This window comes from Cedecea neteri (assembly GCF_000758305.1).
Classification (GTDB): domain Bacteria; phylum Pseudomonadota; class Gammaproteobacteria; order Enterobacterales; family Enterobacteriaceae; genus Cedecea; species Cedecea neteri_C.
Genome location: NZ_CP009458.1, coordinates 2,113,866 through 2,128,446 on the forward strand (window position 1 = coordinate 2,113,866; position 14,581 = coordinate 2,128,446).

The 14,581-nt window shown below is 56.7% G+C and carries 10 protein-coding genes; 7 read left to right on the top strand and 3 right to left on the bottom strand.

Going from position 1 to position 14,581, the window contains the following annotated elements:
- The first annotated feature begins 80 nt into the window (after positions 1–80).
- On the top strand, positions 81–374 hold the full coding sequence (gene ppnP, locus LH23_RS09880) for a pyrimidine/purine nucleoside phosphorylase (RefSeq protein ID WP_008454495.1): 294 nt from the start codon (positions 81–83) through the stop codon (positions 372–374).
- Positions 375–433: 59 nt separating this feature from the next.
- Here the strand turns inward: ppnP and rdgC are convergent, their stop codons facing one another.
- Entirely contained in the window at positions 434–1,345 is a 912-nt protein-coding gene (gene rdgC, locus LH23_RS09885; protein WP_008454497.1) for a recombination-associated protein RdgC, read from the bottom strand.
- Positions 1,346–1,470: 125 nt separating this feature from the next.
- Between rdgC and mak the strand changes: the two genes are divergently transcribed.
- A complete protein-coding gene (gene mak / locus LH23_RS09890) occupies positions 1,471–2,382 on the top strand; it encodes a fructokinase (protein ID WP_039290710.1) in 912 nt (303 codons plus the stop codon).
- A gap of 273 nt (positions 2,383–2,655) precedes the next feature.
- Here the strand turns inward: mak and sbcC are convergent, their stop codons facing one another.
- Both sbcC and sbcD read right to left on the bottom strand, forming a co-directional pair.
- Complete coding sequence (gene sbcC, locus LH23_RS09895; protein WP_039290713.1) at positions 2,656–5,811, bottom strand: exonuclease subunit SbcC; 3,156 nt, start codon at positions 5,809–5,811, stop codon at positions 2,656–2,658.
- A complete protein-coding gene (gene sbcD, locus LH23_RS09900) occupies positions 5,808–7,025 on the bottom strand; it encodes an exonuclease subunit SbcD (protein ID WP_039290715.1) in 1,218 nt (405 codons plus the stop codon). Before sbcD ends, sbcC begins: the two co-directional genes overlap by 4 nt.
- Before the next feature lie 199 nt (positions 7,026–7,224).
- On the opposite strand from sbcD, the gene phoB reads away from it, so the two are divergent.
- The 5 genes from phoB to malZ all read left to right on the top strand — a co-directional run bounded on the left by phoB (position 7,225) and on the right by malZ (position 14,558).
- Positions 7,225–7,914, top strand: a complete 690-nt coding sequence (phoB, locus tag LH23_RS09905) for a phosphate response regulator transcription factor PhoB (RefSeq protein ID WP_008454506.1) — start codon at positions 7,225–7,227, stop codon at positions 7,912–7,914.
- 22 nt (positions 7,915–7,936) lie between these two features.
- Positions 7,937–9,244 (top strand): phosphate regulon sensor histidine kinase PhoR, encoded by a 1,308-nt coding sequence (phoR, locus tag LH23_RS09910; protein ID WP_039290717.1) that lies wholly within the window; start codon positions 7,937–7,939, stop codon positions 9,242–9,244.
- A 425-nt stretch (positions 9,245–9,669) separates the two neighbouring features.
- Positions 9,670–10,989 carry a branched-chain amino acid transporter carrier protein BrnQ gene (brnQ, locus tag LH23_RS09915; protein WP_039290720.1) on the top strand — a complete coding sequence of 440 codons (1,320 nt, stop codon included), beginning with the start codon at positions 9,670–9,672 and terminating at the stop codon, positions 10,987–10,989.
- Positions 10,990–11,061: 72 nt separating this feature from the next.
- Positions 11,062–12,432 (top strand): proline-specific permease ProY, encoded by a 1,371-nt coding sequence (proY, locus tag LH23_RS09920; protein ID WP_039290723.1) that lies wholly within the window; start codon positions 11,062–11,064, stop codon positions 12,430–12,432.
- 308 nt (positions 12,433–12,740) lie between these two features.
- A complete protein-coding gene (gene malZ, locus LH23_RS09925; protein ID WP_039296511.1) occupies positions 12,741–14,558 on the top strand; it encodes a maltodextrin glucosidase in 1,818 nt (605 codons plus the stop codon).
- The last annotated feature ends 23 nt before the right edge of the window (positions 14,559–14,581 follow it).

Genomic DNA, 14,581 nt, shown 5'->3' on the forward strand with positions numbered 1-14,581 from the left:
GGAATTAACAATTTGCGTGACAGGCCGGAGAGTTCGCCTCTATAGTGGTTTTTTCACTAATGTCGATAAAGGGCCTGTCCATGCTTCAGAGTAACGAGTACTTCTCCGGGAAAGTAAAATCCATCGGTTTTACCAGCAGCAGCACTGGCCGTGCGAGCGTTGGGGTGATGGCGGAGGGGGAATACACCTTCGGGACCGCCCAGCCGGAAGAAATGACCGTAGTGAGCGGCGCTTTGCACGTTTTGCTGCCGGGGGAAACAGAGTGGAAAACCTATGCTGCGGGCGAAGTTTTTAACGTTCCAGGCCACAGCGAGTTTCATCTGCAGGTTGCCGAGCCAACGTCCTACCTTTGCCGCTACCTGGCCGATAAATAACTGACTTTCAGGCCCCTCGTTTCACCGCGAGGGGCTTTTTTATGCGTCAGCCACGGCAATTAGCGCTGTGCTTCCCCGCCGAGGGCTTCTACCAGGTTAGTAATCAGCGCCGACAGCTCGCCGGTCATCAGAATAAAATCGGCGTCGAAACGCCCGCCAAAATCTTCCCGGTCGATATCGTCGTTTTGCTCACGCAGGATATCAGCAAATTTCAGGCGCTTGACCGAGCCATCGTCCGCCAGCACGAACTGAATGCGTTCCTGCCAGTCCAGCGCCAGCTTGGTGACCACTTTGCCAGTTTCAATATGGGCGGCAATTTCATCGCATACCAGCTCTTGCTGCTTGCAGCGGATCACGCCGCCGCCTTCAAGGATCGCCTTGAGTTCAGCTTCGTCCATCAGCGCAAAGCCTGCCGGGACATCGCCTGAACGCACCCACTCGGTCAGCGTCAGTTCGATAGGGTTTTCCAGCGCCAGCGGGACCACCGGCAGAGAACCCAGGCTTTTACGCAGCAGGGCCAGCGTATCTTCCGCTTTTTTGGCGCTGGCGCAGTCAACCATGATCAGGCCGTTGACGGTGTCTATCCACATCATTGTCTGGCTAAAGCGGCTGAAAGCACGCGGCAGCAGGGAGTGCAGCACTTCGTCTTTCAGGGAATCTTTCTCGGTCTTTTTCAGCTTGCGGGCCTGTTCCGCTTCCAGCTTATTGATTTTGGCTTCAAGAGCCTGTTTGATGACCGGAGCGGGCAGAATTTTTTCTTCTTTACGGGCGCAAATCACAATCTGGCCGTTGGCAACATGGGTTAATGCATCGCTGTGCGAGCCCATCGGCGACACCCAGCCGGTTTTGGCCATGTCCTGGCTGCCGCAAGGGGTGAAGGTGAAGGCGGCTAACTGTTTTTCCATTGCATCCGCCGTCAGCGTGATGTCACGGCTTAAACGATAAACCATTAAATTTTTAAACCACAGCATGATTCTGTCCCAGGTTGTCAGTTAAACGCAGCGGGCATGATAACGAATTGACGGCCTCGTTTCATTGTCTTTGCTTGGCCTGCATTTTAGGTAGTTGATAATTATCACCAAATGAGGAAGTTCTTGTGCGCATAGGTATCGATCTCGGTGGGACTAAAACAGAAGTGATCGCGCTGGCAGACGACGGTAAACAGCTTTATCGCCACCGTTTGCCCACGCCTAAAAACGACTACCAGGCTACCATCAAAAACATTGTTGAACTGGTGCGGCTGGCGGAAGAAGCCACGGGCGAGACCGGTACGGTAGGGCTTGGGATCCCGGGATCGATCTCCCCTTATACCCGGGTGGTGAAAAATGCGAACTCAACCTGGCTGAACGGGCAGCCGTTTGACAAGGATCTTAGCGTGGCGCTCAAGCGCGAAGTCAGGCTGGCGAACGATGCTAACTGCCTGGCGGTGTCGGAAGCTATCGATGGTGCTGCCGCAGGGGCGCCGATCGTCTTCGCGGTGATCATCGGCACCGGCTGCGGCGCGGGCGTGGCGATCAATGGCCGGAGCCTGATCGGTGGCAACGGCACCGCGGGCGAGTGGGGGCATAACCCGTTGCCCTGGATGGATGAAGACGAACTGCGTTTCCGGGAAGAAGTGCCGTGCTACTGCGGCAAGCAGGGCTGCATTGAGACTTTTATTTCCGGCACCGGTTTCGGCACGGACTACCAGCGCCTGAGCGGAAAAACGCTGAAAGGGCATGAGATCATCAGCCTGGCAGAACAGCAGGATCCGCTGGCGGAGCTGGCTATCAGCCGCTATGAGACGCGTCTGGCGAAGTCGCTGGCGCATATCGTCAACATTCTGGATCCAGATGTGATCGTGCTGGGTGGCGGAATGAGCAACGTGGAGCGTTTATACCGGACGGTGCCGCAGCTGATCAAACCGTGGGTGTTCGGCGGCGAATGTGAAACGCCCGTTCGCAAAGCAGTGCACGGAGATTCCAGCGGCGTTCGCGGTGCGGCGTGGCTGTGGCCGATAGAGAAGTAAATCGCCCCTCACCCCGGCCCTCTCCCCGAAGGGGCGAGGGAGAAAACAACAGGTCAGAACGGCAGGCAATCTATTCGCTCTCCCCGAAGGGGCGAGGGGGAAAAAGCTGGCGGAGAGCATTGTCTATTCCCTCTCCCCATGGGGAGAGGGAAAAAACAACAGGTCAGAATGGCAGGCAATCTATTCCCTCTCCCCAAAGGGGCGAGGGGGAAACAGGTGACGGAGAGCACTGTTTATCCCCTCTCCCTTTTAGGGAGAGGGTTAGGGTGAGGGTCAATCGACCGCAAAAGCCTTATCCAGACGGCTTACACCTAACCCGTTAATCTTCTTCACTTTAATCTGCACCGGGATCCGCTCCTTCATCGCCTCAACGTGGCTGATCACGCCGATGGTTTTGCCACTGGCGTTCAGCGTATCCAGCGCGTCGAGTGCGGTATCCAGCGTCTGCGCGTCCAGGGTGCCAAAACCTTCATCCAGGAACAGGGAATCAATGCGGGTTTTATGGCTGACCAGGTCGGATAACGCCAGCGCCAGCGCCAGGCTCACCAGGAAGCTTTCGCCGCCGGAAAGCGTGCGGGTATCACGTACCGCATCGGCCTGCCAGGTATCGACCACCTGTAATTCAAGCGCTTCGCTGTCTTTACGTTGCAGCAGGTAGCGCCCGTGCAGGCGGTTGAGCTGGTTGTTTGCCAGCCAGACGAGGTTATCCAGCGTCAGACCTTGCGCAAACTTACGGAACCTATCCCCTTCTTTAGAGCCGATAAGCGCGTTGAGGTAGCCCCAGTCTTCCGCCTGCGCTTCACAGGCTTTTATTTCCTGCATCAGCATTTGCTGGCGAACCCGGTTTTCCTCGTCGTGCCGCAGCTGCTGGGTAATTTGACCCTGTTGTGAAGCATTCTCGCGCAGCTGGAGGGCAAGCGCTGAAATTTGTGCCTCCAGTGCGCCAGGGGCTGTTTCTTCATGCAGATTTTCTGGCCGCGTCGATAAGTGCTGAGCCAGCGCATTTTCAACCTGTTCCAGCAGAGTGACCTGCTGCTGATGCTGGCGCTCCAGAAGCTGTTTACGCTGTTCCAGCTCAAGGCGTTCGGTTTCTTCCAGCAGGGCGCTGCGGAAATCGGCTTCATCGCTGAACTGGCTGGCAGAAAGCGCATTCCTGAACTGCATCTGCGCCGCAGTACTTTCTTCTTCGCTTTGCTTCAGTTGCTGTTGCAGGGACTGGCGCTGCCCTTCAAGCAGGTTGCAATCGTTATGCAGCGCTTGCCAGTTTTGCAGCGCGGCCTGGTGCTCGTGCTCATCCAGCGGCAGTGGGTTGGATCCATCGTCTGCAAGGGTTGAGAGCAACATGTCGAGCGCGGAGAGCTGCTGGCGAAGCTGCGGCAGTTTCTCCTGCTGCTGCTGCCATTGCTGAGACTCCTTGTGGCGAGCCTCAAGCCAGGTTTGCTCTGCGCCCGGCTCAGGGCGCTGAAGACCGGCCTGCTCCAGCCCCGCTTGTAGCGAAGCGCGCTGTGCCACAAAATCTGCGAGCAGTTTTTCATGCTGCTGACTGTCGCGCTGGTATTGCGTCTCCAGCGCCTGCCGATCGCCAAGCTGGCGCAGCTGCAGCTCGCGCTGTTCCTGCTCGTCAAGCCAGGCGCTGAGATCGTCCTGAGGCGTTAAAGCGATAGCGAGTTCCGCGCACTGCTGCTGCCAGCGGGCTGATAGTGCAGTTTTTTCAGCTTCAATGGCGGTGCTGGCCTGCGCCAGTTTTTCGCGCTGCTGGCGCTGAGTATCAAGCTGGCCTTTAAGGGCAAAGCCAAGCTCTGCGAGTTTAGCCACTTCTTGCTTAAGGGCGGCCAGGCGCTGTTGGTTCTCCCCTGGTTCGAGAGCCTTATACGTCTCTACAGCCGGGTGTTGGGTTGAGCCGCAAAGCGGACACGGCGAATCAGGCTGCAGGCGTGCGCGCTCGGCTTCAAGACTTTGGATGCGCTTTTCCTGCTCAACGACTTTTTCCAGGTCCGCTTCGTGCTGGCGTTTGTCTTTGTATTGCTGGCGCTTTTGCCCCAGTTCAACGTCACGCTCGGCGATCTGTTTATCCAGTTCGATAAGCTCGCGCTGTTGCTCGGTTTTGCGTTTCTCCAGCGTGGCAAACTGTGGCTGCAAAGTGGCCAATAGCTGGCGGGCAGGCCGGGTTGCCTGCAGTCGCTGTAAGTGATCGCTCACTTCATCAGGAGAAAGGCTAAGCTTTGGTTCCGGCAGCGCCTGCAGTTTTTGCCGACTGGCCTCGAACGCCTGCTTTAGCTCAGTCAGCTGTTTTTCGTCGCGTTGCTGCTGCGTGAACGCCATGCGCCAGCCCGTCAGTTCGGCAGACCAAAGTCGATAACGGTCATTCGCCGCGAGCCAGTCTTCGACCTGCTGAGCTTCATTCTTCAGCCGCTGGGCCTGTTCGGCGGCCAGCATTCGGGTTTGCTGTCGGCGGACGGAAAGCTGCTGTAAGCGGGTATTCACTTTCTCCGCCGCCTCGCTGTTTTGCTTCAGCGACTGCTGCTTTTCCTGCAGCCGCTGCCAGTCAGGGCGAAGTTTTTCGGCAGGCAAGGCTCGGGTCAGTTTCGCCAGCATCGGCTCTGCGTCTTTGAGCGACTGATTGGCTGCGTTCAGCGCCTGCTGCTTTTGGGTTTTGTCGGCAGAAAGTCGGGCTAGCTGAGTGAGCCACTGCTGGTGTTGCTGCTGTTGTTGGTGCTCTGCGGACAGCTTTTTCTCTTCAACAGTGAGTACCTGCAAACTCTCGGCAAGTTGCTGTTGCTGCTCTGCGGTTAATAGTGCGACGCCGGAGGCCTGAGCCAGCAGGTTTTCAAGGCGGCTTTTGATTTGCTTATGATTTTCAAACACCGCGGCGGAAACGGTGCCGTAAATCTCCGTGCCGGTCAGCTCTTCAAGCAGCGAGGCGCGGTCGTTGGCATCTGCGTTTAAAAAGGCGGCAAACTGCCCCTGGGAGAGCATCATCGAGCGGGTGAAGCGGTCGTAGTCCAGGCCGGTGAGGGAGGCGATAATCTCCAGCTTGTCTTTGATTTTATCGGCGAGAATTTTGCCATCTTCGATTTGAGCCAGCTCCACGCGCGGTGCCTGGAGATTGCCGTTCGCCGCGTTGCGGGCGCGATTCTGGCTCCAGAAAGCGCGGTAGCCCGTGCCTTTTACCTCAAACTCGACTTCGGCCAGGCATTCTGCAGTGTCCCGGGTCATTAGGTCGTTTTGCGACTGCGACACGGTGTTGAGGCGCGGGGTCTTGTGGTACAGCGCCAGGCAAATGGCATCCAGCAGGGTGGTTTTGCCCGCGCCCGTGGGGCCGGTGATAGCAAACAGCCCGTTGCTGGCGAAAGGCTCCTGGGTGAAATCAATCTTCCACTCGCCTTTCAGGGAGTTGATGTTTTTTAACCGCAGGCTGAGGATCTTCATGCCTGTTCCTCCTGCTGGTGCAAATCTGAAAGGGTTTGGGCAAACAGCGTTCTTAGCCTGGCGGCGCGTTCCTCGCTGGTTTCTTCCTGACTCAACCGGCGCTCAAAAACCTCTTCAACGCTTAACTCGCTCAGCGTCTCTTTATGCTGGCTGGCAATCACCCGTTCGCGCTGTTCGCGGCTGCGGCGCAGCAGAACGACTTCAACCGGTAAATCGTCGGTCAGCGCCTGTACCTGGCGCTGCATGTCATGCAGATATTCGTCGGTGGCGATTTCGATATCCAGCCAGACTTTGGGTTCAGCAGGCGCGTTTCGCCACTGTTCTAGCTGCTGTTCGATTTCGCGCAGCGACCCTTTCACGATGGCCAGCGGCTGGCTGATGGGGACTTCCAGAGGCTCGACGGTGGTTAGCGCTCCGCCGTTGAATGTCACCAGAAAAACGGTTTTGGCTTTGCCGGTTTCGTCGAAGCTCAGCGGAATCGGTGAGCCGCTGTAGCGAATATGCTCCGTGCCGCCAATTTTTTGCGCGCGATGAATATGCCCGAGCGCAATGTAGTCAGCGGGCGGGAAGTGCTGCGCCGGGAAAGCGTCCAGCGTGCCAATATAAATGTCACGCACCGCATCGGATTTCGTCACGCCCACCGTGGTCAGGTGCCCGGTGGCGATAATCGGTAGTGGCTGGTCACCGCGAAGCGCCACGGCGGCGGCATAACATTGCTGATAATGTTCGCTGATGGCTTCCATTAAAGAACGCTGTTTTTCATGGCCGGACAGCCCCGCCTGGCTGCTTTGAATATCGCGAGGGCGCAGGAAAGGAATAGGGCAGAGAATCGCCCCCGGCGTGCCGTCTTTTTGGTTGAGCACCAGCGCCTGTTCATCTTTGTTATGGCGAGCGCTGGCAATCACTCGGGTATTCAGGCAGGCCAGCAGTTCGCGGGATTCGTTCAGGGTGGCTACGGAATCGTGATTCCCCGCCAGCACCACGAGCTGGCAGCCGGTGCTCTGTAGCTGCACGACAAAACGGTTATACATTTCACGGGCGTAGCTCGGCGGCGAGCCGGTATCAAAGATATCTCCCGCGACGAGGATCGCATCCACCTGATGTTCGACTGCGGCGTTTAACAACCAGTCGAGAAAGGCCTGATGTTCAGAAGCCCGGCTTTTGGTATAGAAGTTTTGGCCGAGGTGCCAGTCTGATGTGTGGAGAATGCGCATAACCTGTCCCATGGCAAAGAGGCGAATTACCGATTATAAGCTATTGAGCTGGCAGCGTAACCGTCAGTAAAAATCCGTGGCTGTCATAATTCAAAAAGGTGAAATATCTGGCCGTCATCTTTTTCATAAATCTGTCACAAATCTGACGCATACTGGCGCACAATTAATAAGAGATGGTCTCTTTTCAACAGGGTAAATCATGGCGAGACGCATTTTAGTCGTAGAAGATGAAGCTCCGATTCGTGAAATGGTGAGCTTTGTGCTCGAGCAAAATGGCTTCCAGTCGGTAGAGGCGGAAGATTATGACAGCGCGGTTAACCTGCTGATTGAACCTTTCCCCGACCTGATCCTGCTGGACTGGATGTTGCCAGGCGGTTCTGGGATCCAGTTTATCAAGCACCTGAAGCGCGAAGCGCTGACCCGCGAAATCCCGGTGATGATGCTGACCGCGCGTGGCGAAGAAGAAGATCGCGTGCGTGGCCTTGAAGTCGGTGCCGATGATTACATCACTAAGCCATTCTCTCCTAAAGAGCTGGTGGCGCGTATTAAAGCGGTGATGCGTCGTATTTCCCCGATGGCGGTGGAAGAAGTGATTGAGATGCAGGGGCTGAGCCTTGACCCGTCCTCACACCGCGTGATGACCGGCGAAGATCCGCTCGACATGGGGCCAACTGAATTTAAGCTGTTACACTTCTTTATGACCCACCCGGAGCGCGTTTACAGCCGTGAACAGCTGCTTAATAACGTGTGGGGAACGAACGTTTACGTTGAAGACCGTACCGTAGACGTGCATATTCGTCGCCTGCGTAAAGCGTTGGAAACAAGTGGTCATGACAAAATGGTGCAAACAGTTCGCGGCACGGGTTATCGTTTTTCAACCCGTTTTTAATATGCTGACAGGAGCGTGACGCGTGCTGGAACGGCTGTCATGGAAAAGGCTGGTACTGGAGCTGGTGCTCTGTTGTATGCCAGCGGCAATTCTCGGATTGATTTTTGGCCACCTGCCGTGGTTTTTACTGGCGGCAGTGACCGCCCTGCTAAGCTGGCATTTCTGGAATTTACTTCGTCTCTCCTGGTGGCTGTGGGTTGACCGCAGCATGACCCCGCCGCCCGGGCGGGGAAGCTGGGAACCTCTGCTCTACGGGCTGCACCAGATGCAGCTACGTAATAAAAAGCGCCGCAAAGAGTTAGGCAACCTGATCAAACGCTTCCGAAGCGGGGCAGAATCTCTGCCCGATGCGGTCGTGCTGACCACCGAAGAAGGCACCATTTTTTGGTGTAACGGCCTGGCACAGCAGCTGCTTGGCCTACGCTGGCCGGACGACAGCGGCCAAAATATCCTCAACCTGCTGCGTTACCCTGAATTCTCGCAATACGTGGCGAAGCAGCAGTTTGGTCGCCCGCTGACTCTGGTGCTGAACAATGGCCGTCATCTTGAGTTCCGCGTGATGCCTTACGCCGACGGGCAGTGGTTGATGGTGGCGCGTGACGTCACGCAGATGCACCAGCTTGAAGGCGCTCGCCGCAACTTCTTTGCCAACGTCAGCCATGAGCTACGCACGCCGCTGACCGTGTTACAGGGTTATCTGGAGATGATGCAGGATCAGGCTCTGGAAGGGCCGCTGCGGGACAAAGCGCTGCATACCATGCGCGAGCAAACCTCTCGCATGGAAGGGCTGGTGAGGCAACTTCTAACGCTGTCGCGCATTGAAGCCGCCCCCACGCTGTCGATGAATGAGAAAATCGACGTGCCGCTGATGCTGCGCGTGGTGGAACGCGAGGCGCAGACGCTAAGCCAGCAGAAGCAAACGCTCACTTTTAACGTTGAGCCAGGGCTTCAGGTTTACGGCAACGAAGAACAGCTGCGTAGCGCGATCTCAAACCTCGTGTATAACGCGGTGAATCACACGCCAGCCGGGACGCACATCACTGTCACCTGGCGCAGGCTGCCTCACGGCGTCGCGTTCAGCGTGAAGGATACCGGGCCGGGGATCTCCGCCGAGCACATTCCGCGCCTGACGGAGCGTTTCTACCGCGTAGACAAAGCGCGCTCCCGGCAGACCGGGGGCAGCGGGCTTGGGCTGGCTATCGTGAAGCATGCCCTTAGCCATCATGATGCACGGCTTGATATCGAAAGCGTGCCGGGGCAGGGATCGACGTTTTCGTTCATTCTGCCCGAGCGCTTAATCGCCCATGAGTCAGCGGTGGCTGCACATTAATTCACCGCAACCGTCAAGTTCGCTTTCCACAGGCCAGTTTTCTGGCCTTTTTGTTTGTATTTTCATCACTCGTTAAGTGATGAATATCGAATTGATGCTTTTTTGTCCGAATGATAAGCCATAACAAAAGCGTATAATCAACTTTATTCACTGCTTATGCGTATTTTTAAAGGATATATTTCTGGTTTCCCGATCCCTTCTTGTCTTCAAACGCTATAAGCGTTTTAATTGCCCCCCTGTTATTACCAGACCGACTGAAATTGCGTGGTAATTCGACTAACTATTCTTCGCCACCGATCCGGAGAAGCATATTCCGCTGTCGTTACCGGTAATAACCGCGTTTTTACCGAACGTTATTTGGACTTAACGTCGGTTTAAAAATTTGAGTATTTTCAACACCACACATCCACAGGCTGCTTTATTTTATGACCTATCATTTGAAATCTCGTGACATCATCGCTCTGGGCTTTATGACCTTTGCGCTGTTTGTGGGCGCGGGCAACATCATTTTCCCTCCTATGGTTGGCTTACAGGCTGGCGAGCACGTCTGGACGGCGGCGCTTGGCTTCCTGGTCACGGCGGTAGGTTTACCCGTTCTGACTATCGTGGCGATTGCCCGCGTGGGCGGCGGTATTGACAGCCTTAGCTCGCCGATTGGCCGCCGCGCCGGTATTTTGCTGGCGACCGTCTGCTATCTGGCCGTAGGGCCGCTGTTTGCCACGCCGCGTACCACCACCGTTTCCTTTGAAGTGGGGATTGCCCCGCTGACCGGCATGGGCGATATGCCGCTGTTTATCTACAGCCTGGTGTACTTCGCGCTGGTGATCGGTATTTCTCTTTATCCTGGCAAACTGTTGGATACCGTGGGCCACGTGCTGGCACCGGTGAAAATCATCGCGCTGCTTATCCTGGCGGCCGGGGCGGTGCTGTGGCCAGCCGGTGGCCTGAGCACGGCGACCGAAGCCTACCAGAACGCGGCGTTTTCTAACGGCTTCGTGAACGGCTACCTGACGATGGATACGCTGGCGTCGCTGGTGTTCGGGATTGTTATCGTGAATGCCGCGCGCTCTCGCGGTGTGACCGAATCACGCCTGCTGACCCGCTACACTATCTGGGCTGGCCTGATTGCCGGTATCGGCTTGACGGTTATCTACCTGGCACTGTTCCACCTCGGTTCCGACAGCGCGAATCTGGTCGATCAGAAAGCTAACGGCGCGGCAATCCTGCACGCTTATGTGGCACATACCTTTGGTGGCGCCGGTAGCTTCTTCCTGGCGGCGCTGATTTTCCTGGCCTGCCTGGTGACCGCCGTTGGCCTGACCTGTGCCTGCGCGGAGTTCTTTAGCCAGTATTTGCCGCTCTCTTACCGTTCGCTGGTGTTTATCCTGGGTCTGTTCTCGATGGTGGTGTCCAACCTGGGCCTGAGCCACCTGATTCAGATTTCGATCCCGGTGCTGACGGCAATTTATCCGCCTTGTATTGCCCTGGTGGTGCTGAGCTTTACTCGTCCGTGGTGGAACAACTCCACCCGCGTTATCGCCCCGGCGATGCTGATAAGCCTGCTGTTTGGTATCATTGATGGCATTAAGGCATCGGCCATCAGCGACATGCTGCCTGGCTGGGCGGCGAAACTGCCGCTGGCGGATCAGGGACTTGCCTGGCTGCTGCCGACCGTTGCGATGGTGGTGATCACCGCCATCTGGGACAAAGCAGCAGGGCGCCAGGTCACCTCCGCCGCCCACTAAGTTTTTGATTGCTAACTAACCACGGAGTCGTCCTCCGTGGTTTTTTTATTGTAAAGCGTGGTACTTGGATTCATGGAAAACACCAACAAGCTCAAGCGCGGTTTGAGCACCCGGCACATTCGATTTATGGCGCTGGGGTCGGCGATTGGCACAGGGCTGTTTTACGGTTCGGCGGACGCTATCAAAATGGCGGGGCCGAGCGTTCTGCTGGCGTATATCATCGGCGGCGTGGCGGCGTATATCATCATGCGCGCGCTGGGCGAAATGTCGGTGCACAACCCCGCTGCCAGCTCGTTTTCCCGCTATGCACAGGACAACCTTGGTCCGCTGGCGGGCTACATTACCGGCTGGACCTACTGCTTTGAGATTCTGATAGTCGCCATTGCCGACGTCACCGCGTTCGGGATCTACATGGGTATCTGGTTCCCGGCGGTGCCGCACTGGGTCTGGGTGCTGAGCGTGGTACTGATTATCTGCGCCATTAACTTGATGAGCGTGAAGGTGTTCGGCGAGCTGGAGTTCTGGTTCTCGTTCTTTAAAGTAGCCACCATCATCATCATGATTATTGCCGGGATCGGCATTATCGTGTGGGGGATTGGCAACGGCGGCCAGGCGACCGGCATCCATAACCTGTGGAGCAACGGCGGTTTCTTCAGCAACGGCTGGCTGGGCATGATCATGTCCCTGCAGATGGTGATGTTTGCCTACGGCGGGATTGAGATTATTGGCATCACCGCAGGTGAAGCGAAAGATCCGCAGAAATCCATTCCACGCGCCATTAACTCCGTGCCGCTGCGTATTCTGGTGTTCTACGTGGGGACGCTGTTCGTCATCATGTCCATCTATCCGTGGAACCAGGTGGGTACCGAAGGCAGTCCGTTTGTGATGACCTTCCAGCATATGGGCATCACCGCCGCAGCCGGTATTCTGAACTTTGTGGTTATCACGGCTTCGCTCTCGGCGATTAACAGCGATGTATTTGGCGTGGGCCGCATGTTGCACGGCATGGCCGAGCAGGGTAGTGCGCCTAAAATCTTCGCTAAAACCTCCCGTAACGGTATTCCGTGGGTCACTGTTGTGGTGATGGCCTGCGCGCTGCTGCTGGCGGTGTACCTGAACTACATCATGCCGGAGAACGTCTTCCTGGTGATTGCGTCGCTGGCAACCTTCGCCACCGTTTGGGTGTGGATAATGATCCTGCTGTCGCAGATTGCCTTCCGCCGCCGCCTGTCGCCGGAAGAGGCGAAAGCGCTGAAATTCCCGATCCCTGGTGGCGTGGCGACGACCGTGGTGGGTCTGGTGTTCCTGGTGTTTATTATCGGGCTGATTGGCTACCACCCGGATACCCGTATTTCGCTGTACGTGGGCTGTGGCTGGATTGTGCTGCTGCTTATAGGCTGGGTTGTTAAGCGCCGGCTGAAGGCGCAGTCAGTGCCAGTTTAGTGGCTGATTCGGCTAGAACGTCGTGTCTGGTTTTTACCCTCACCCTAACCCTCTCCCTGGCAGGGAGAGGGGATAAATAGAGTTCTCCGCTGCTTCTTTTTCCTTTTGCCTGGAAGGGAGAGGGGATAAATAGCGTTCTCCTCACTCGTTTTTTCCCCTCGCCCCTCTGGGGAGAGGGTCGGGGTGAGGGGAATAATTTCTCCCCTCTCCACCCCTCCTGTCCTCCCCCAAATTAACCCGGAATGATGAGTGATAAAGCCTTATGCTGTGGCAAGGTGGCGTCATTTTTAAGCGATGGGAAAGTTACTATGTTGAATGCCTGGCACCTGCCGGTGGCACCGTTTATCCAGAAGCGGGAACGCAGCCTTGTCATCACCCTGTGGCTGGCGGGGGACGACCTGCCGGAAAAAGTGATTCTGCGCGGCGAAAAAGATAACGAAGAGATTTCTCTGGTCATGGTGCGCCAGAAACTCGCTCCCCTTGAGGGCGTAGTCGCCTGGAAAGTCACTCTTGATACCGCTGAAGGACAACCACGCCGTCGCTACAGCTTTAAGCTGCTCTGGCAGAACAGGCAGCGCTGGTACACGCCTCAGGGTTTCCAGAAAACGCCGCCGGCCCGGCTGGAACAGTTCGCCTTCGATACGCCGGATGAGGGGCCGGACTGGGTGCAGGATCAGGTGTTCTATCAGATCTTCCCGGATCGTTTTGCGCGCGGGGCTAATCGCCAGCCGGAGCAGGATAACGTCTATTTTCATCATGCGGCCGGGCGGGAGATCGTCCGCCGGAAGTGGGATGAGCCTTTAACCGGGGAAGCCGGAGGATCGACCTTTTACGGCGGCGATCTGGACGGCATCAGCGAAAAACTGCCGTACCTGAAAAAGCTCGGCGTGACGGCGCTTTACCTGAACCCGATTTTTACCGCACCCAGCGTGCATAAGTACGACACTCAGGATTACCGGCAGGTGGACGAGCAGTTTGGCGGTAACACCGCTTTCCTGCGGCTGAGGGAAAATACGCGCAAACAGGGCATGAAGCTGATGCTGGATGGCGTTTTTAACCACAGCGGCGATACCCACGGCTGGTTTGACCGGCATCAGCACGGTGAGAACGGCGCCTGCCATAACCCGCAGTCGCCGTGGCGCGACTGGTACAGTTTTTCTGATGAAGGGCTGGCACTGGACTGGTTGGGCTACTCCAGCCTGCCTAAGCTGGATTATCGCTCGGCCACGCTGGTGGACGAGATCTATCGCGGTGAGCAAAGCATTGTGCGGCACTGGCTGCGGGAGCCCTGGGGCATTGACGGCTGGCGGCTGGACGTGGTGCATATGCTGGGCGAAGGTGGTGGAGCGAAAAATAACCTGCTGCACGTCAGCGGTATTACCCGGGCGGCAAAAGAAACCAAACGGGAGGCGTACGTCCTGGGTGAGCATTTCGGCGATGCCCGGCAGTGGCTACAGGCCGATGCAGAAGATGCCGCCATGAACTATCGCGGGTTTACTTTCCCGCTGTGGGGGTTTTTGGCAAACACCGATATCTCCTACGAGCCACAGGATATTGACGCTCAAACCTGTATGGCATGGATGGAAGAGTATCGCTCGGCGCTTTCCCATCAGCAGCAGCTGCGGATGTTTAACCAGCTCGACAGCCACGATACCGCCCGCTTTAAATCGATTCTTGGGAAAGACGTTGCCCGCTTGCCGCTGGCCGTCATCTGGCTGTACGCCTGGCCCGGCGTGCCTTGTATTTATTACGGCGATGAGGTGGGGCTGGATGGCAACAACGATCCTTTCTGCCGCAAGCCTTTCCCGTGGAATAAGCGAGATCAGGATTCAGATCTGCTGGCGCTTTATCAGCGGCTCGGCAAGCTGCGTAAGCAAAGCCGGGCGTTGCGTCAGGGCGGTTGCCGGGTCATCTACGCTGAGCAGGACGTGGTGGTGTTTGTGCGGGCTTATCAAAACGAACGTGTTCTGGTGGCAATCAACCGTGGCAATGCAGCTCAGGTCACCCTTCCGTGGGATGCCTTGCTAAGCGGCAGAGCCTGGACGCAGCTCGAAGGCGAGGCGGCGCTAAATAACCGCGAGCTGAACTTGCCTGCCGTCAGCGCCGCTGTCTGGCGCAGTCTTTAGGTCGTCTACCCGGCGGGGAGAGG

Coding starts and splice junctions, on each gene's coding strand:
- ppnP (WP_008454495.1), top strand. CDS start 81: ATGCTTCAGAGTAACGAGTACTTCTCCGGGAAAGTAAAATCCATCGGT.
- rdgC (WP_008454497.1), bottom strand. CDS start 1,345: ATGCTGTGGTTTAAAAATTTAATGGTTTATCGTTTAAGCCGTGACATC.
- sbcC (WP_039290713.1), bottom strand. CDS start 5,811: ATGAAGATCCTCAGCCTGCGGTTAAAAAACATCAACTCCCTGAAAGGC.
- sbcD (WP_039290715.1), bottom strand. CDS start 7,025: ATGCGCATTCTCCACACATCAGACTGGCACCTCGGCCAAAACTTCTAT.
- phoB (WP_008454506.1), top strand. CDS start 7,225: ATGGCGAGACGCATTTTAGTCGTAGAAGATGAAGCTCCGATTCGTGAA.
- brnQ (WP_039290720.1), top strand. CDS start 9,670: ATGACCTATCATTTGAAATCTCGTGACATCATCGCTCTGGGCTTTATG.
- proY (WP_039290723.1), top strand. CDS start 11,062: ATGGAAAACACCAACAAGCTCAAGCGCGGTTTGAGCACCCGGCACATT.
- malZ (WP_039296511.1), top strand. CDS start 12,741: ATGTTGAATGCCTGGCACCTGCCGGTGGCACCGTTTATCCAGAAGCGG.